This is a genomic window from Variovorax sp. J22P240 (assembly GCF_030316855.1).
Classification (GTDB): domain Bacteria; phylum Pseudomonadota; class Gammaproteobacteria; order Burkholderiales; family Burkholderiaceae_C; genus Variovorax.
In genome coordinates, this window is the sequence record NZ_JASZYR010000022.1 from 48,656 (window position 1) to 66,115 (window position 17,460).

The 17,460-nt window shown below is 63.7% G+C and carries 13 protein-coding genes and 1 tRNA gene; all 14 read right to left on the reverse strand.

Annotated elements, in window-relative coordinates; all coding sequences use genetic code 11:
- Window positions 1-3: 3 nt before the first annotated feature.
- Window positions 4-2,334, reverse strand: coding sequence for a sensor histidine kinase (locus QTI24_RS29190; RefSeq protein ID WP_286605254.1), 2,331 nt, complete (start codon window positions 2,332-2,334; stop codon window positions 4-6).
- Window positions 2,331-2,909, reverse strand: coding sequence for a DUF4390 domain-containing protein (locus QTI24_RS29195; RefSeq protein WP_286605269.1), 579 nt, complete (start codon window positions 2,907-2,909; stop codon window positions 2,331-2,333). Before QTI24_RS29195 ends, QTI24_RS29190 begins: the two co-directional genes overlap by 4 nt.
- Window positions 2,910-2,946: 37 nt before the next feature.
- Window positions 2,947-4,290, reverse strand: a complete 1,344-nt coding sequence (gene rsmB / locus QTI24_RS29200; RefSeq protein ID WP_286605271.1) for a 16S rRNA (cytosine(967)-C(5))-methyltransferase RsmB — start codon at window positions 4,288-4,290, stop codon at window positions 2,947-2,949.
- Window positions 4,291-4,361: 71 nt separating this feature from the next.
- Window positions 4,362-4,943: a LemA family protein gene (locus tag QTI24_RS29205; RefSeq protein WP_353506120.1), complete on the reverse strand. Its 582-nt coding sequence runs from the start codon at window positions 4,941-4,943 to the stop codon at window positions 4,362-4,364.
- Between the two features lie 93 nt (window positions 4,944-5,036).
- Complete coding sequence (rpoC, locus tag QTI24_RS29210; RefSeq protein ID WP_286605257.1) at window positions 5,037-9,272, reverse strand: DNA-directed RNA polymerase subunit beta'; 4,236 nt, start codon at window positions 9,270-9,272, stop codon at window positions 5,037-5,039.
- 20 nt (window positions 9,273-9,292) lie between these two features.
- Window positions 9,293-13,417 carry a DNA-directed RNA polymerase subunit beta gene (gene rpoB / locus QTI24_RS29215; protein WP_286605258.1) on the reverse strand — a complete coding sequence of 1,375 codons (4,125 nt, stop codon included), beginning with the start codon at window positions 13,415-13,417 and terminating at the stop codon, window positions 9,293-9,295.
- A gap of 260 nt (window positions 13,418-13,677) precedes the next feature.
- Window positions 13,678-14,052 (reverse strand): 50S ribosomal protein L7/L12, encoded by a 375-nt coding sequence (rplL, locus tag QTI24_RS29220; RefSeq protein WP_286571675.1) that lies wholly within the window; start codon window positions 14,050-14,052, stop codon window positions 13,678-13,680.
- Window positions 14,053-14,095: 43 nt separating this feature from the next.
- The gene (gene rplJ, locus QTI24_RS29225; protein ID WP_286605259.1) at window positions 14,096-14,626 is read right to left on the reverse strand and encodes a 50S ribosomal protein L10; all 531 of its coding nucleotides are present in this window, start codon (window positions 14,624-14,626) and stop codon (window positions 14,096-14,098) included.
- Between the two features lie 281 nt (window positions 14,627-14,907).
- Entirely contained in the window at window positions 14,908-15,609 is a 702-nt protein-coding gene (gene rplA / locus QTI24_RS29230) for a 50S ribosomal protein L1 (RefSeq protein WP_286605260.1), read from the reverse strand.
- The gene (gene rplK, locus QTI24_RS29235; RefSeq protein ID WP_028252759.1) at window positions 15,609-16,040 is read right to left on the reverse strand and encodes a 50S ribosomal protein L11; all 432 of its coding nucleotides are present in this window, start codon (window positions 16,038-16,040) and stop codon (window positions 15,609-15,611) included. Before rplK ends, rplA begins: the two co-directional genes overlap by 1 nt.
- 134 nt (window positions 16,041-16,174) lie before the next feature.
- On the reverse strand, window positions 16,175-16,771 hold the full coding sequence (nusG, locus tag QTI24_RS29240) for a transcription termination/antitermination protein NusG (protein WP_286605262.1): 597 nt from the start codon (window positions 16,769-16,771) through the stop codon (window positions 16,175-16,177).
- A complete protein-coding gene (gene secE, locus QTI24_RS29245; protein WP_286605263.1) occupies window positions 16,771-17,154 on the reverse strand; it encodes a preprotein translocase subunit SecE in 384 nt (127 codons plus the stop codon). Before secE ends, nusG begins: the two co-directional genes overlap by 1 nt.
- Before the next feature lie 103 nt (window positions 17,155-17,257).
- Window positions 17,258-17,333, reverse strand: a tRNA-Trp gene (locus QTI24_RS29250).
- A gap of 14 nt (window positions 17,334-17,347) precedes the next feature.
- Window positions 17,348-17,460: EF-Tu C-terminal domain-related protein (locus tag QTI24_RS29255; RefSeq protein WP_475539803.1), on the reverse strand; the 113-nt coding region annotated here is incomplete at its 5' end.

Below are 17,460 nucleotides of genomic sequence, written 5' to 3' on the forward strand. Positions count from 1 at the left end.
GCTTCAGGTGACGGATGACTTCGAATCTTCTATGTGAGCGACTGCTCCCTGCGGCTCAGCTGCAAGCGCGAATGATAACGAGACTTGTGCCCCAGCCACAGCCCCATCGACGATGCGGTTGGAAAGTTCGATTCGCGCGCCGTGCTCGTCGGCGATTTTCTTGACGACCGCCAGGCCCAGCCCGGTGCCCTTGGACTTGGTCGTGACGTAGGGCTCGAAGGCGCGCTTGAGGATGTGCTCGGCAAAGCCGGTTCCGCTGTCCTGCACGGTGAGGCGCACGCGCTGGCCCGAATCCGACAGCCGCGTGCGGATCACGACTTCGCCCTGCTGTCCGGAGCGATGCGCCGTCACCTCTGCCGCATCCTGGGCGTTTTGCAACAGGTTGTGAATGACCTGGCGGATCTGCTGGGCATCGGCGCGAATGGGCCGGCACCGCTCGTCCAGCTCGAAACGCAGCGCGACGCTCGGGTGGTGGTCGGGCGGATAAAGGTGCAGAACATCGGTCACGAGCGCGTTCAGGTCGACCGGTTTCAATTCGGCGGCGGGCAGGCGCGCATAGTCGCGGAATTCATTCACCAGCCGCTTCATGGCATCGACCTGGTCGACGATGGTCTTGACGGATTTGGTGAGGATCGCCTGCTCCGTCGAAGCGACTTTGCCCGAGAGCTTCATCTCGAGGCGCTCTGCCGACAACTGGATAGGCGTCAGCGGATTCTTGATCTCGTGGGCAAGGCGGCGCGCCACTTCGCCCCAGGCCTGCGCACGCTGGGCAGAGACGATCTCCGAGATGTCATCGAACACCAGGAGTCTGGCAGAGTCGGGCAGTTCGGCTCCGCGTGCCACGATGTTGATGGCGTCCTGGTCCATGGCGTCGCCTTCAGCGTGCAGCTCGAAGGCATGCTGCCAATGGTCGAGCCCATGCTGCATGCGCTCGACTTCGAAGTCCTCAAACTGCTGCTGCACGTTTTGGGCGAATTCTCCGAGTCCCGGCACTTCGGCCAGCGGCTGGCCCTCAAAAGCGGCCAGCGGCGCGCGCAGCACGCGCGTCGCGCCCGGATTGGTCGAGTGGATAACGCCCCGGGTGTCGAGCACGATCACGCCCGAGGTCAGGTTGTCGAGGATGGTCTGGAGATTGGACCGGGCCGCGTCGAGCTCGCCCATGGTCTTTTCGACCGCGCCACGCGCATCCGCCAGTTGCTGGGTCATGACGGCAAAGGAGCGCGTGAGGCCGCCGAGTTCGTCCTTGCCCTGCAGCACGGCCGTGGGCCGCAGGTCCCCACCCGCCACCTGTCGCACACCGTCGGCCAGCACCAGCAGCGGCCGCGCGAGCTGGTTGCCGAACAGCACGGCCAGCAGCACGGCGCCGAACACCGCCAGGAACAGCGTCAGCGTGAGCGTGCCGATGTACATCCGGCGCAGCCCTTCGCGGGCGAGCGCGCGTTCCTGGTATTCGCGATTGGCCTCCTGGACGGCGAGCGCGTTCGCCACGACCGCAGGTGGCAGCGGCTGCGTAACTTGGAGGAAGCGCGGTTCGGTGTTGAATTCGAAGCCTTGTCGCTGAACCAGCGCAAGCGCCCGGACGTTGGCCGGTGGCGGCGCGGCGGCACCCGGGGCGGGCGTTTCGTCGAGTCCTTCTATATGCGCGACGGCGCGATCGGCCCGTACTTGCCGAAGTTGCTGTGGCGAAGGTCGTTCCGGGTTGAGCTGGAAGCGCGACAGGCCCGCGCCAGCCACGAGCTGTCCGTTGCCTGTCCAAAGGACGACGTCGGTGGCACCGATCTGGTCGCGGATGCGCTCTAGCACCAGGCCGGCACCTGCGTCCGAGACGTTGGCCAGTTGGCCGCTGGCCGCCTTGGTCTTGTTCATCAGGTCTTCCGACAGCGAATCCAGGGTGGCACGGCCGAGGTTGAGGCCGGCATCGAGCGCGCCCTCGACCTTGACGTCGAACCAGCTTTCGATCGACCGGGCGACAAACTGATACGACACGACGTACACCAGCACGCCGGGCACCACGCCGACCAGGGCAAAGATGGCGGCCAGCTTGATCAGCAGGCGACTGCCGAACTTGCCCTGGCGCAGACGTCGCAGGAGCCTGAACGCCACCCATCCGATGACAAGTACCAGCACCACCGCGACGATGACGTTGATGCCGAAGAGGCGCGCGTAGTTGCGCTCGTAGAAGGCGCGGTTGTTGGTGGCCTGCGCCAGCAGGAACATGAGCACGAGGCCGATGGCCGTCACCAGCGCTGCGCCGGCGCCGATGGCCCAGCGGCGGGCACGGGAGCGCCGCACCGCCTGCGGCGGCCGGTTGCCACCGCGCGAATCCGTGCTCACTTGGCCTTCTCCAGCGCCAGCCGGGCACTCTTCTCGATGGAGATATTCCAGTCCGATTGGCCGAAGGCGCTGATTTGGAAGGGGCGCGGAAGCTGGGAGGTATCGAGCCTGAAGCGGAAGGTCACGGGATGGGCGCCTTCGTCCCCGATCTCGGCGGCGTCGCCGAGGCGCATCCGCCCCACCCGGCGCACGCCGTCAAGGGCGTCAGCCAGGGTGTCGAAGTTCTGGTTCAGCGATACGCCGAAGCCTGCGTTGGTAATGGGCACGGGGGACACGTTGAGCCGCCATCGGCGGCTGAGAGGCTGGTACGCGAGCCGCATGTGCCGGGTCGCCTGTGCCACTTTGAGATCGGTCCAGTACCAGCGTTCCCGGTAAAGCTCGGCCTCGGCCACGAAATAGATGGCGATGCCCTTTTCGAGCACCTCCTCGATCGAGGGCGGCAACTCGAACTGGACCTGCGCGGTGAGATAGACGCCGTCGTCCGCCTGCTCGAGACGCATCTGCGTCACCGCCGCCCCGTGGGGGTCGGCAGCTGCCCATCCGGGGAGGCACGCCAGGAGCCCGACAAGCATCATCAACACGGCCCGCCAAGCCGGACCGGGTTGGTCAGAGCTAGAGCTTCTCGAGCAGCGCGTAGAAGAAACCGTCGTGATCACCCAACGGATTGTCCGGGACGCCACGGGCATTCACCCCGCTTTGGGGTAGCAAATGGCCCGGCGAAGGCAGCAAACGGGCATCGGTGTTGTGTGCAAGGAACGCCTCGATCTGGTGCGCACCTTCCTCCTTAAACACCGAACAGGTGCAATAGAGCAGCCGGCCGCCCGGTCGGACAAGCGGCCAGAGTGACGCGAGCAGCATCGCCTGCTGGAGCGCCAGCTGTTCGATGTCGCTTTCCCGGCGCAGCCACCGAACGTCAGGGTGCCGGCGGACGATGCCCGAAGCGGTGCACGGGGCGTCGAGCAGGATGGCGTCGAAGGGCACGCCATCCCACCACTGCGCCGGGCGCGAGGCATCGGCAACGACGACTTTGGCGCTCATTCCGAGCCGTGACAGGGTCTCGTCGATGCGCCGGCTGCGAACGGCGTCGACTTCCAGCGCCGTGACTTCGATCGCCGCGGGGGCCGCGAATTCGAGCAGATGGGCCGTCTTGCCGCCTGGCGCCGCGCACGCGTCGAGCACCCGCATAGGCGATGGTCCTTGCGCGCGAAGGCCGTCGAGGAGCAAGGGGGCAGCGAGTTGCGCCGCGGCATCCTGCACCGAAAACTCGCCGTCGAGGAAGCCCGGGAGCTGCTGGACCGGGCGCGCGCGCGTCAGCTGCAGCCCGGTGGCGCCGACAGGCACTGCCTGAAGGCTGGCCGCTTCCAGGGCACGCCGGAAAGACGCGACATCGGTCTTCCGCACGTTGACCCGAAGCGTCATCGGCGCTTGCGTGTTGTCGGCCGCCAGCACGCGCTGCCAATCGCGCGGATGCTCGCGCTTGAGGCGCTCGATCCACCAGCGCGGGTGATTCCATTGCGCGACCGGCTCGCGCTCGGTGGCGGTGACGAGTTCATCGCGCTCGCGCAGGAAGCGCCGCAGGCAGGCGTTGATGAAGCTCGCCTGGGCGCGGGTTCCCGGATTGCGCTTGGCGGCCTCGACGGCCTGGTCGACCAGGGTGAAGGGCTCGTAGGGCGAGCGCTCGGCGTCCCACGCCAGTGCGAGGGCGGTGCAGAGCAGAGCGTCGGCAGCGGGCGGCGGCGTGCGCTTGGCGAGTTGACGGCGCAGCGCTTCGGCGCGGCCGAGCCAGCGCAGCACCTGGAAACCGAGCGCCTGCACGCCGGGGCGCAGGTGCGGATCGACCGCTTCGAAGGCCACGGAGCCCGACACGCCGCTGCGAATCGAGGCAAGCGCTGCGGCGGTGAGCTGCAACTGGCGCCAAAGAGGCGGCGAACCGGGCGAACCGGGCGAAACTGGAATGGAGTCTGAAGAATCTGGCAACTTGGGTCGATGGTAATGGCGGGAACGCGGTGACCGCGCATGCGCCGGGGTCAGTGCAACGGGGCCGCCGGTCGGAGCTGCATGATCCACGCCACCAGCAAGGCCGGGAACTGGGTGATCGCCGCGTTGTACTGGGCGACGGCAAGGTTGAATTGGCTGCGGGCGATTTCCGCTGCCGCGGAAGGCTCGGGCCAAGCAATCGGGGCCACACCATCGAACGGCTCGTCCTTGCCATCGAGTGGAGCGGGACGAGACAGGGTCCCGTCGGCCTCGAAGCTGACGACTGCATCGGGATGCATGCGCTGCCAGGCTCCGAGGAGGACGTGCATCGCCGTGCCAAGCGCGGCAATGCCTGCTGGATCGAGCGGTCGTAGGCGCGTCTTCGCCAGCAGGATCGAGAGCTGGCTGGCCGCGGCGTCAAGCGAGGCGCCCGACGGCGGCTGCGGCGCAGCCGGAGTCTCGGCCTCGGCGACGCGCGCGTGAACAAACTCGAGCTGTCGCACCAAGGCGGCATCGAGCGCGGCATAGGCTTGCAATGCGGCCGTTCGCAGACGCATGAGCCGGTTGTAAGCGCCCACAAACCAAAAGAGCGCAAGGGCGCCAGCGATCCAGTAAGGCAAGGATTCGGGCATACCGCTCACTCTTGCTCCAGGAAGAAAAACGCCCCCGATCCGCGAGCGGAAGGGGGGCGCTGGATACCGGTCATTGCCGGTGATGCTAACCAGTTATTCGGTCGCAGCGCCTTCGCTGGCATCGACCGTGGTTGCGTCGTCGGTTGAGGCGCTGGCACCGGACAGTTCGGCCGCTTCCGCTTCGGCGATCGCGCGCCGCTCGGCTTCGTCCATGGCGTCCTTGACCTTGCGGGCCTGGTGATAGGCCATGCCGGTGCCTGCGGGGATCAGGCGGCCGACGATGACGTTTTCCTTCAGGCCACGAAGCTCGTCGCGCTTGCCCATGATCGCGGCTTCGGTCAGCACGCGCGTCGTTTCCTGGAACGATGCGGCGCTGATGAAGCTGTCGGTCGAGAGCGATGCCTTCGTGATACCGAGCAGCAGGTTGGTGAACGTCGCGGGGATCTTGCCGTCGGCGCGCAGGGCGTCGTTGGTGTTGAGCATCTCGCTGCGTTCGACCTGTTCACCGGCGATGTAGTTGGTATCGCCGACGTTCTCGACCACGACACGGCGCAGCATCTGGCGAACGATCACCTCGATGTGCTTGTCGTTGATCTTCACGCCTTGCAAGCGGTAAACGTCCTGCACTTCGTCCACGATGTAGCGCGCGAGTTCTTCCGAACCCAGCAGGCGCAAGATGTCCTGCGGGTCCGCCGGACCGTCGACCACGCTTTCGCCCTTGTTCACCACCTGGCCTTCGTGCACCAGGATGTTCTTTTCCTTCGGCACGAGGTCTTCCCAGACCTTGCCTTCCGGATCGGTGATCTGCAGGCGGATCTTGCCCTTGGTCTCCTTGCCGAACGACACGGTACCGGTCATCTCGGCCAGCATGCCCTTGTCCTTCGGCGAACGCGCCTCGAACAGCTCGGCGACACGCGGCAGACCGCCGGTAATGTCGCGGGTCTTCTGGCCTTCGACCGGAATACGCGCCAGCACTTCACCGGGGCCCACGTCCTGGCCGTCACGCACCTGGACCAGTGCGCCGATCGGGAAGCCGATGGTCACCGAGTGGTCGGTGCCGGGGATCTTGACCTCGGCGCCGGAGGCGTCGATCAGCTTCACTTGCGGACGCACGACCTTGGCAGCGCCGCGGCGCTTCGGGTCGATCACGACCAGGGTCGACAGGCCGGTGACTTCGTCCACCTGCTTGGCAACCGTGAGGCCTTCCTCGACGTTCTCGAACTTCGTCTGACCGGCGAATTCCGTGATGATCGGGCGCGTCAGCGGATCCCAGTTGGCCAGCACGTGGCCCGCCTTGATCTGCTGATCGGCCTTCACCGCCAGGATGGCGCCGTACGGCACCTTGTGGCGTTCGCGCTCACGGCCGTGTTCATCATGGATGATGATCTCGCCAGAGCGTGCGATCACGACCAGATCGTTCTTGCTGTTGGTCACATAGCGCATCGTGGCGTTGAAGCCGATCACGCCGTTGGACTTGGCTTCGACGCTCGAGGCCACTGCCGCACGCGACGCCGCACCACCGATGTGGAAGGTCCGCATCGTCAGCTGCGTGCCGGGTTCGCCGATCGACTGCGCCGCGATCACGCCGACCGCTTCGCCGTTGTTGACCAGGCCGCCGCGGCCGAGGTCGCGGCCGTAGCACTTGGCGCAGATGCCGAAGCGGGTCGCGCAGGTCAGCGCCGTGCGAACCTTGACCTCGTCGACGCCTTCGGCTTCGAGCGCCTCGATCACGTCCTCGTCGAGCATGTCGCCCGCCTTCGCCAGCACTGCACGCGTTTCCGGATGCAGGACGTCCTCGGCCGCGGTACGGCCCAGGATGCGCTCGCGCAGCGATTCGATCACTTCACCGCCTTCGACGATGGCGCGCATCGCCGCGCCGTCGTGGGTGCCGCAATCCTGCTCGATCACGACCAGATCCTGCGTCACATCGACCAGACGACGCGTCAGATAGCCGGAGTTCGCGGTCTTCAGCGCCGTGTCGGCCAGACCCTTACGGGCACCGTGGGTGGAGATGAAGTACTCCAACACGTTCAGGCCTTCGCGGAAGTTCGCCGTGATGGGCGTCTCGATGATCGAGCCGTCGGGCTTGGCCATCAGGCCCCGCATACCGGCGACCTGGCGGATCTGCGCGGCGGAACCGCGAGCGCCGGAGTCGGCCATCATGTAGATGGAGTTGAACGACTCTTGCTCCACTTCCTTGCCGTGGCGATCGGTGGCCTTCTCCTTGGAGAGCTTGGCCATCATGACCTTCGACACTTCGTCGCCGGCCTTGCCCCAGATGTCGACCACCTTGTTGTAGCGCTCGCCGGAGGTGACCAGACCCGAGACGTACTGCTGTTCGATCTCTTTCACTTCCTTGGCGGAACGCTCGATGATGCCGTGCTTCTCGGCCGGCACGAGCATGTCGTCGATGGCGATCGAGATGCCGGCCTTGGTCGCCAGGCGGAAGCCGTTCTGCAGCAGCTTGTCGGCGAACACAACGGTCTCTTTCAGGCCGCACTTGCGGAACGAGACGTTGATGAGCTTGGAGATTTCCTTCTTCTTCAGCGCCTTGTTGATGTTCGCGAACGGCAGGCCCTTCGGCAGGATCTCGGACAGCAGTGCACGGCCCACGGTCGTGTCCACCAGCGAGGTCGACGGCGTGAACTCACCCGTTTCCTTGTCCTTGGTGTACTCGGTGATGCGCACGGCGATCTTCGCGGTGAGCTCGACCACGCTGGCGTCGAGCGCGCGCTGGACTTCACCGATGTCGGAGAAGATCAGGCCCTCGCCCTTGGCGTTGATGCGGTCGCGGGTCGTGTAGTACAGACCCAGCACCACGTCCTGCGAAGGAACGATCGACGGTTCGCCCGAAGCCGGGAACAGCACGTTGTTGGAGGCCAGCATCAGCGTGCGGGCTTCCATCTGCGCTTCCACCGACAGCGGCACGTGGACGGCCATCTGGTCGCCGTCGAAGTCGGCGTTGAAAGCCGCGCAGACGAGCGGATGCAGCTGGATCGCCTTGCCTTCGATCAGGATGGGTTCGAAGGCCTGGATGCCCAAGCGGTGCAGCGTCGGTGCGCGGTTCAGCATCACCGGGTGTTCCTTGATCACTTCTTCAAGGATGTCCCACACCACCGGCGTACCGGATTCGACTTCCTTCTTCGCGGCCTTGATGGTGGTCGCGATGCCCATGGCTTCGAGGCGCGAGAAGATGAATGGCTTGAACAGTTCGAGCGCCATCAGCTTCGGCAGGCCGCACTGGTGCAGCTTGAGCGTCGGGCCCACCACGATGACCGAACGGCCCGAGTAGTCGACGCGCTTGCCCAGCAGGTTCTGACGGAAACGACCGCTCTTGCCCTTGATCATGTCGGCCAGCGACTTGAGCGCGCGCTTGTTGGCGCCCGTCATGGCCTTGCCGCGACGGCCGTTGTCCAGCAGCGAATCGACCGCTTCCTGGAGCATCCGCTTCTCGTTGCGCGCGATGATTTCCGGCGCCTTCAGTTCGAGCAGGCGGCGCAGGCGGCTGTTGCGGTTGATGACGCGGCGATACAGGTCGTTCAGATCGGAGGTCGCGAAGCGGCCACCGTCCAGCGGCACCAGCGGACGCAGGTCCGGGGGCAGCACGGGCAGAACTTCGAGCACCATCCAGTTGGGCTTGATGCCGGACTTGCGGAAAGCTTCCAGCACCTTCAGGCGCTTGGAGTTCTTCTTGACCTTGACTTCGGAACCGGTCAAGTCGCCGCGCAGCTTTTCGATCTCGCTGTCGAGCTCGATGCCTTCCAGCAAGTCCTTGATGCCTTCGGCGCCCATCTTGGCGATGAACTCATCGCCGTATTCCTTGCGCTTCGCGTCGTAGTCGTCCTCGGACATGATGCCGAACTTCTTCAGCGGGGTCATGCCGGGGTCGGTGATCACGTAGGCTTCGAAGTACAGCACGCGTTCGATGTCGCGCAGCGTCATGTCGAGCACGAGGCCCAGGCGCGACGGAAGCGACTTCAGGAACCAGATGTGGGCGCAGGGCGCGGCCAGGTCGATGTGACCCATGCGTTCGCGACGCACCTTGGTCTGCGTGACTTCAACGCCGCACTTCTCGCAGATCACGCCGCGGTGCTTCAGGCGCTTGTACTTGCCGCACAGGCACTCGTAGTCCTTGATCGGGCCGAAGATCTTGGCGCAGAACAGGCCATCGCGCTCGGGCTTGAAGGTCCGGTAGTTGATGGTCTCGGGCTTCTTCACTTCGCCAAAAGACCACGAACGGATCTTCTCGGGCGAAGCCATGCCGATGCGGATGGCATCGAAATGCTCATCGGGCGTAAATTGCTTGAACAGGTCGAGTAATGACTTCATGTGACTCTTTCCTTGTTTGCTTATGAGCGTTCGAGTTCGATGTCCAGGCCCAGGGAACGGATTTCCTTGACCAGCACATTGAACGATTCCGGCATGCCGGCTTCGATGGAGTGTTCGCCCTTGACGATGCTTTCGTACACCTTGGTACGGCCTTGCACGTCGTCGGATTTCACCGTCAGCATTTCCTGCAGGACGTAGGCAGCGCCGTAGGCTTCGAGCGCCCACACTTCCATTTCCCCGAAACGCTGGCCGCCGAACTGCGCCTTGCCGCCCAGTGGCTGCTGCGTGACGAGCGAGTACGGGCCGGTCGAACGTGCGTGCATCTTGTCGTCCACCAAATGGTGCAGCTTCAAGAAGTGCATGTAGCCGACGGTGACCGGGCGCTCGAACTGGTCGCCCGTGCGGCCGTCGTACAGATACGCCTGGGTGCGGGTTTGGGTCAGGCCCTTCAGCTTGGCGATGTCGTCCGGATAGGCGAGCTTCAGCATGCCGCGGATTTCCTCTTCCGAGGCACCGTCGAACACCGGCGTCGCGAAGGGCACGCCCTGCGACAGGTTGTCCGCCATTTCGAGCACGTCGGCATCGCTCAGCTTGCTGAGGTCTTCCTTGCGGCCTGAGCCGTTGTAGAGGGTGTCCATGAACTTGCGCAGTTCGGCCACCTTGGCCTCCGCCTGCAGCATGTCGCCGATGCGCTGGCCGATGCCCTTGCCGGCCCAGCCCAGATGCACTTCCAGCACCTGACCCACGTTCATCCGCGAGGGCACGCCCAGCGGGTTCAGGCAGATGTCGCACGGCGTGCCGTCGGCCATATGGGGCATGTCTTCGACCGGAACGATCTTCGACACCACACCCTTGTTGCCGTGACGACCAGCCATCTTGTCGCCGGGTTGCAGGCGGCGCTTGACGGCCAGGTAGACCTTGACCATCTTCAGCACGCCCGCGGGCAGCTCGTCGCCTTGCGTGAGCTTCTTGCGCTTTTCCTCGAAGGCGAGGTCGAAGCTGTGACGCGTCTGCTCAAGCGAGTTCTTGATCGACTCGAGTTGCGCCGCGACTTCGTCTTCCGCCGGGCGGATGTCGAACCAGTGGAACTTCTCGATCGACGAGAGGTAGGCCTTGTCGAGCTTGGTGCCCTTGGCCAGCTTGTTCGGGCCGCCGTTGGCGACCTTGCCGGTCAGCAGCTTCTCGATCCGGTCGAACGCGTCGGCTTCGACGATGCGAAGCTGGTCGTTCAGGTCGAGGCGGAAGCGCTTCAGCTCGTCGTCGATGATCTGCTGGGCGCGCTTGTCGCGCGTGATGCCTTCGCGGGTGAACACCTGCACGTCGATCACGGTGCCCTGCGAGCCCTGGTCGACGCGCAGCGAGGTGTCCTTCACGTCGGAAGCTTTCTCGCCGAAGATTGCGCGCAGCAGCTTCTCTTCCGGGGTCAGCGTGGTCTCGCCCTTCGGCGTGACCTTGCCCACCAGCGTGTCGCCCGGCTGCACTTCGGCGCCGACGTAGATGATCCCGGATTCGTCCAGGCGGTTGAGCTGTTGCTCTGCCAGGTTCGGGATGTCACGCGTGATTTCTTCGGCACCCAGCTTGGTGTCGCGAGCCATCACCACCAGTTCCTCGATGTGGATCGAGGTGTAGCGGTCTTCGGCGACCACGCGCTCGCTGATCAGGATCGAGTCTTCGAAGTTGTAGCCGTTCCAGGGCATGAACGCGATCAGCATGTTCTGGCCAAGCGCGAGCTCGCCCAGGTCGGTCGACGCGCCGTCGGCGACCACGTCGCCCTTGGCGATCTTGTCGCCGCGCTTGACGATCGGACGCTGGTGGATGTTCGTGTTCTGGTTCGAACGCTGATACTTGATCAGGTTGTAGATGTCCACGCCGACTTCACCGGCTGCCGCTTCGGCGTCGTTCACGCGCACCACGATGCGGGTCGCGTCGACGTAGTCGACGATACCGCCGCGGGTCGCGGTCACGACGGTGCCCGAGTCGACCGCGGAGACGCGCTCGATGCCGGTACCGACGAACGGCTTTTCAGGACGCAGCACAGGCACGGCCTGCCGCTGCATGTTGGCGCCCATCAGTGCGCGGTTCGCATCGTCGTGCTCCAGGAAGGGCACGAGCGAAGCAGCCACCGACACGATCTGCGCGGGCGACACGTCCATGTACTGCACGCGTTCGGCACTCACCAGGATCGATTCACCGGTTTCGCGGGCCGAGACCAGGTCACCGGTCAGCTTGCCGTCCTTGTCCAGCGCAGCGTTGGCCTGCGCGATGACGTACTTGCCTTCTTCGATGGCCGACAGGTAGTCGATGTCCATCGTGACCTTGCCGTCCACCACGCGACGGTACGGCGTTTCGATGAAGCCGTATTCGTTCAGGCGGGCGTACAGGGCCAGCGAGTTGATCAGGCCGATGTTCGGGCCTTCAGGCGTTTCGATCGGGCACACGCGGCCGTAGTGGGTCACGTGCACGTCGCGCACTTCGAAGCCAGCGCGTTCGCGGGTCAGACCGCCCGGGCCGAGGGCCGAGACGCGACGCTTGTGCGTGATCTCGGACAGCGGGTTGGTCTGGTCCATGAACTGCGACAGCTGCGAGGCGCCGAAGAATTCCTTCAGTGCGGCCGAGATCGGCTTGCTGTTGATCAGGTCGTGCGGCATCAGCGGCTCTTGTTCCGCTTGACCCAGACGTTCCTTCACAGCCTTCTCGATGCGCGCGAGACCGGTGCGGTACTGGTTCTCGGCCAGTTCGCCGACGCAACGCACACGGCGGTTGCCCAGGTGATCGATGTCGTCAACTTCGCCGCGGCCATTGCGCAGGTCCACGAGGATCTTGACCACGGCCAGGATGTCCTCATTGGTCAGCACCATCGGGCCGGTCGACTCGTCGCGGCCGACCTTGGCGTTGAACTTCATGCGGCCGACACGGGACAGGTCGTAAGTGTCCGGGTTGTAGAACAGGCGCTGGAACAGAGCCTGCACTGCGTCTTCCGTCGGCGGCTCGCCGGGGCGCATCATGCGATAGATGGCCACGCGCGCGGCGAATTCGTCCACCGTTTCGTCGATGCGCAGCGTCTGCGAGATGTAGGCGCCTTGGTCGAGTTCGTTGGTGTAGATCGCTTGCACGTCCTGCACGCCGGCGGTGCGCAGCTTTTTCAGCAGCGCTTCCGTCAACTCGTCGTTGGCCTTGGCCAGGATTTCGCCCGAGTCGGGGTCGACGATGTTGCGGGCGATGACGCGGCCGACCAGGAAGTCTTCCGGCACGCTGATGTGCGTGGTGCCCGACTGCTCGAGTTCACGTGTGTGGCGGGCGGTGACGCGCTTGTCCTTGGCAACCACGACCTTGCCGGACTTGTCGGTGATGTCGAAGCGTGCGACTTCACCGCGCAGGCGTTCGGAGACGAACTCCATCTGCGCGCCGCTGTCCATCAGGCGGAAGTTGTCGTTCACGAAGAAGTTCGCGAGGATCGATTCCGGGTTCAGGCCGATGGCCTTCAGCAGGATCGTGACCGGCATCTTGCGGCGACGGTCGACGCGGAAGTACAGCATGTCCTTCGGGTCGAACTCGAAGTCGAGCCACGAACCGCGGTAGGGAATCACGCGGGCCGAGAACAGCAACTTGCCCGAGCTGTGCGTCTTGCCCTTGTCGTGTTCGAAGAACACGCCCGGCGAACGATGCAACTGCGACACGATGACGCGCTCGGTGCCGTTGATGATGAACGAGCCCTTTTCGGTCATGAGCGGAACTTCGCCCATGTAGACCTCTTGCTCCTTCACTTCCTTGACCACCTTCGACTGCGACGTCGACGACTCGCGGTCATAGATGATCAGCTGGACCTTGGCACGCACGGCCGAGGCGAAGGTCAGGCCGCGGGTCTGGCATTCGCGGACGTCGAAAGCCGGCTTCGCCAGGTTGTATTCGAGAAACTTCATCTCGACAAAACCGTTGTGCGAGACGATCGGGAACGCCGCGTCGAACGCAGCCTGCAGGCCTTCCACAGTGCGTTTCTGAGGCGGGATGCCGGCTTGCAGGAACGCGGTGTACGCGTCTTTCTGCATCTGCAGGAGGTAGGGGATTTCGACGACGCTGTCGCGATTGCCGAAATTCTTTCGGATGCGCTTGCGTTCGGTATAACTGTACGTGGACGTTTGGGCCATGAGAGCTCCGGAGCTTGAGATCTTCAGCGACGTGGTGAGGTGCCTGAGCACCACTCTCCTTGGCGGCTGGCCACTACCAGCCCTGGCGGACGGCGATGCGTTGCACATCGCCCGAACCAAGGGGGTCTTCTGCAGTCGGGGTCAGAAGACACTCAAAAACCGTCTTGGGTTGCTTTTTCAAGCCGGTTTTTGGGTGCGCTCTGAAAGCGGCAAAGGCTGGAGGGCCTTTCGGCACACTCCAGCCCTCAAGGGAGACTGAATTACTTCAGTTCCACCTTGGCGCCAGCGTCTTCCAGCTTCTTCTTGGCTGCTTCGGCGTCTGCCTTCGGCAGGCCTTCCTTGACAGCCTTGGGAGCGGCTTCCACCAGGTCCTTGGCTTCCTTGAGGCCCAGGCCGGTGATTTCGCGCACAGCCTTGATCGCCGACACCTTGTTCGCGCCTGCGTCGAGCAGGACAACGTTGAACTCGGTCTTTTCTTCGACGACAGCGGCGGCAGCGCCACCACCGGCGGCCGGGGCCGACATGGCTGCGGCGCTCACGCCGAACTTCTCTTCGATGGCTTTCACCAGGTCGTTGAGTTCCAGGACCGTCATGCTGTCGAGCGCGGTCAGAAATGCGTCTTTATCGAATGCCATTTTGATTTCCTAACAATTGGGTTGAATATTTCAAACGCAAGGCTCAAGCAGCTTGCGCTTCGGCCGGAGCTTCGGCCGGTGCATCGCCACCACCACGCTTCTCGGCAAGCGCGGCCAGAACACGGGCCGTGCGCGAGATCGGGGATTGCATCAAGCCCAGCAGTTGTGCCAACAACACTTCCTTCGAAGGGATGCTGGCCAATTGCTTCACGCCGTCGACGTCCAGGGCCTTGCCACCGAATGCGCCGCCGCGAATCACCAACTTGTCGTTAGTCTTCGCGAAATCGGCCACCACCTTCGCGGCAGCCACAGCGTCTTCGGAGAAGCCATAGATCAGCGGACCGGTCATCTGGTCGCCGACGATCTCAAACGCGCTACCAGCGACAGCACGGCGTGCCAGCGTGTTCTTCAACACGCTGAGGCTCACACCCTTGCTGCGCGCATCGTTGCGCAGTTTGGTCATATCGGCCACCGTGATGCCACGGTATTCCGCCATCACGAGCGTTTGAGCTTTTGCGGCGAGGCTGGTCACATCACTGATGACCGCTTCTTTCTCACTGCGATTCAGACTCAAGGTCTACTCCTTTTAATGCGCCCTCGGCCTGGGCCTCGGAGCGCGCTTCATGCAGCGACCAACTGTTTCGGAAACGAATTCCTTTGCAGCGGGATCGCCATCTGCGCTGGTTGCCTCACGGAACGTGGAGCGATTAAGTACAGCACTCACTGCACGCCAGCGGTCTTGGATGGCCCGGGGCAGCTTGACGCCGCCTCGACCCACCACATTGCTCCGCTGCCGATTGACCGGCAACAGGGCAAATTCTCAGGACCTCGCCGCAGCGAGACCCTTCATGCACATCAGCCTTGCGAAGCGATGGTTTGCGTGTCCACGCGGACACCCAGACCCATCGTCGACGACACGGCGATCTTGCGCAGGTACACACCCTTGCTCGTAGCCGGCTTGGCCTTGACGAGCGCTTCGATCAGTGCGGCAAGGTTGCCCTGCAGCTTGTCGTTGTCGAACGAACGGCGGCCGATCGTGCCGTGCACGATGCCTGCCTTGTCAACGCGGAACTGCACCTGGCCTGCCTTGGCATTCTTGACGGCGGTCGCGACGTCGGGCGTCACCGTCCCGACCTTCGGGTTGGGCATCAAGCCGCGCGGGCCGAGGATCTGACCGAGCGTACCGACGACGCGCATCGCGTCCGGTGCGGCGATCACAACGTCGAAAGGCATGTCGCCAGCCTTCACCATCGCTGCCAGATCGTCCATGCCGACGATGTCGGCGCCAGCGGCCTTGGCTTCTTCAGCCTTGGCGCCTTGCGCAAACACCGCCACGCGCTTTGTCTTGCCGGTGCCGTTGGGCAGCACAACGGCGCCGCGCACGACTTGATCGGACTTCTTCGCATCGATGCCGAGTTGCACGGCCACGTCGATCGACTCGTCGAACTTCGCGGTAGCGGCTTCCTTGATGATGCCGATGGCGTCAGCGAACGGGTACAGCTTGTTGCTGTCGACCTTGCCCACGAGGGCCTTTTGTTTCTTGGTGATCTTGGCCATTACACGCCCTCCACATTCACGCCCATCGAACGGGCAGAGCCGGCGATGGTGCGAACCGCGGCGTCCAGGTCGGCAGCCGTCAGATCCTTCATCTTGGTCTTGGCGATCTCTTCGAGCTGTGCGCGCGTGATCTTGCCGACCTTGTCCGTGTGCGGACGAGCGGAACCCTTCTCGAGCTTGATGGCCTTCTTGATCAAGGTGATCGCCGGCGGCGTCTTGATGATGAAGGTGAAGCTCTTGTCGGCGAACGCGGTGATGACCACCGGCAGCGGCAGGCCCGGCTCTACGCCTTGGGTCTGCGCGTTGAACGCCTTGCAGAATTCCATGATGTTCAAACCGCGCTGGCCCAGTGCGGGACCGATGGGCGGTGACGGGTTGGCCTTACCAGCTGGCACTTGCAGCTTGATGAAGCCGACGATTTTTTTCGCCATGCTTTGCTCCTTGCGGGTGATATCGCCTTGGCACTGGGCCGCGGCTCCCCGGGGTTAAACGACTCTTTGATCAAGGCCGCGCGCCGAGTCGGACAACGCGCAGCCGGAATGGTTCCGGTCTTTCGACCGGAGGCTCAGGTCTTCTCGACCTGGCTGAACTCGAGTTCGACAGGCGTGGCGCGGCCGAAAATCATGACCGACACACGCACCTTGCTCTTCTCGTAGTTGACTTCCTCGACCGTGCCATTGAAGTCGGTGAACGGACCTTCCTTGACGCGCACGAATTCGCCGACGATGAACTCCACCTTGTGGCGTGGCTTCTCGGTGCCCTGTTGCATCTGGCTGACGATGTCCTCGACTTCCTTCTGGGAGATCGGGGCCGGACGGTTCTTCGCGCCTCCCACGAAGCCGGTCACTTTGTTGGTGTGCTTCACCAAGTGCCAGCTTTCGTCGTCCATGATCATCTCGACCAGGACGTAACCGGGGAAGAAGCGGCGCTCGGTCGTCCGCTTCTGGCCGTTCTTGATCTCGACCACTTCTTCGGTCGGAACCAGGATGCGGCCGAACTTCTCCTGCATGCCGGCGCGGGCAATGCGCTCGGTGATGTTGCGCTCCACGGCCTTTTCCATGCCGGAGTACGCGTGCACCACATACCAGCGAAGATCGGGATGAGCGGGCGCGGCCAGCACAGACGTGCTTTCCGGCGTGGCTTCGACAGCGTCGTCAGTCATTATTTTCTCCAGCCCAGGATGAGGTCGAAAAACACCCATTCGAGCGTCTTGTCGGTGAGCCAAAGGAAGATCGACATGATGGCCACGAAGGCAAACACATAAGCCGTCATCTGGATCGCTTCCTTGCGCGTCGGCCAGACAACCTTCTTGACCTCGCGCCACGCGTCGCGGCCAAAGGCCCACAGTTGGCGACCACTCTCCGAACTCGCAAATGCACCCACGGCCGCGGCCAGACCGACGAGCAAGGCGATCCACTGCACGATCGCACCTTGGCGCGCAAGCAGATAGAACGCCACGATGGCGCCGACCGCCAGCACAACGGCCACGGCCAACTTGGCCTTGTCCGCACTGGTGCTCACGGTTTCGATTTGAGAAGTGGCCATCTTGGGCTTTATTCCTGGGGCCTTGCAGCCTTCAATTCAATATGTCGCTTGAGACGCCGAAGCCCGTCAGGACATGACGGGCTTGTTTCGGGGGCCACCTAGGTGGCAGGGGCAGTAGGAATCGAACCTACAACCTTCGGTTTTGGAGACCGACGCTCTGCCAATTGAGCTATACCCCTTCGCGATCCTTAATTTAGATGTCGAGGATCTTGGCCACGACGCCCGAACCGACGGTGCGGCCGCCTTCACGGATGGCGAAGCGCAGGCCTTCTTCCATCGCGATCGGGTTGATCAGCTTCACCGTGA

Excerpts from the sequence above, each read along its gene's own strand:
- rplA (WP_286605260.1), bottom strand. The coding sequence starts at position 15,609 with ATGGCCAAGATCACCAAGAAACAAAAGGCCCTCGTGGGCAAGGTCGAC.
- rplK (WP_028252759.1), bottom strand. The coding sequence starts at position 16,040 with ATGGCGAAAAAAATCGTCGGCTTCATCAAGCTGCAAGTGCCAGCTGGT.
- QTI24_RS29195 (WP_286605269.1), bottom strand. The coding sequence starts at position 2,909 with ATGATGCTTGTCGGGCTCCTGGCGTGCCTCCCCGGATGGGCAGCTGCC.
- rplL (WP_286571675.1), bottom strand. The coding sequence starts at position 14,052 with ATGGCATTCGATAAAGACGCATTTCTGACCGCGCTCGACAGCATGACG.
- nusG (WP_286605262.1), bottom strand. The coding sequence starts at position 16,771 with ATGACTGACGACGCTGTCGAAGCCACGCCGGAAAGCACGTCTGTGCTG.
- rpoC (WP_286605257.1), bottom strand. The coding sequence starts at position 9,272 with ATGAAGTCATTACTCGACCTGTTCAAGCAATTTACGCCCGATGAGCAT.
- rpoB (WP_286605258.1), bottom strand. The coding sequence starts at position 13,417 with ATGGCCCAAACGTCCACGTACAGTTATACCGAACGCAAGCGCATCCGA.
- QTI24_RS29205 (WP_353506120.1), bottom strand. The coding sequence starts at position 4,943 with ATGCCCGAATCCTTGCCTTACTGGATCGCTGGCGCCCTTGCGCTCTTT.
- secE (WP_286605263.1), bottom strand. The coding sequence starts at position 17,154 with ATGGCCACTTCTCAAATCGAAACCGTGAGCACCAGTGCGGACAAGGCC.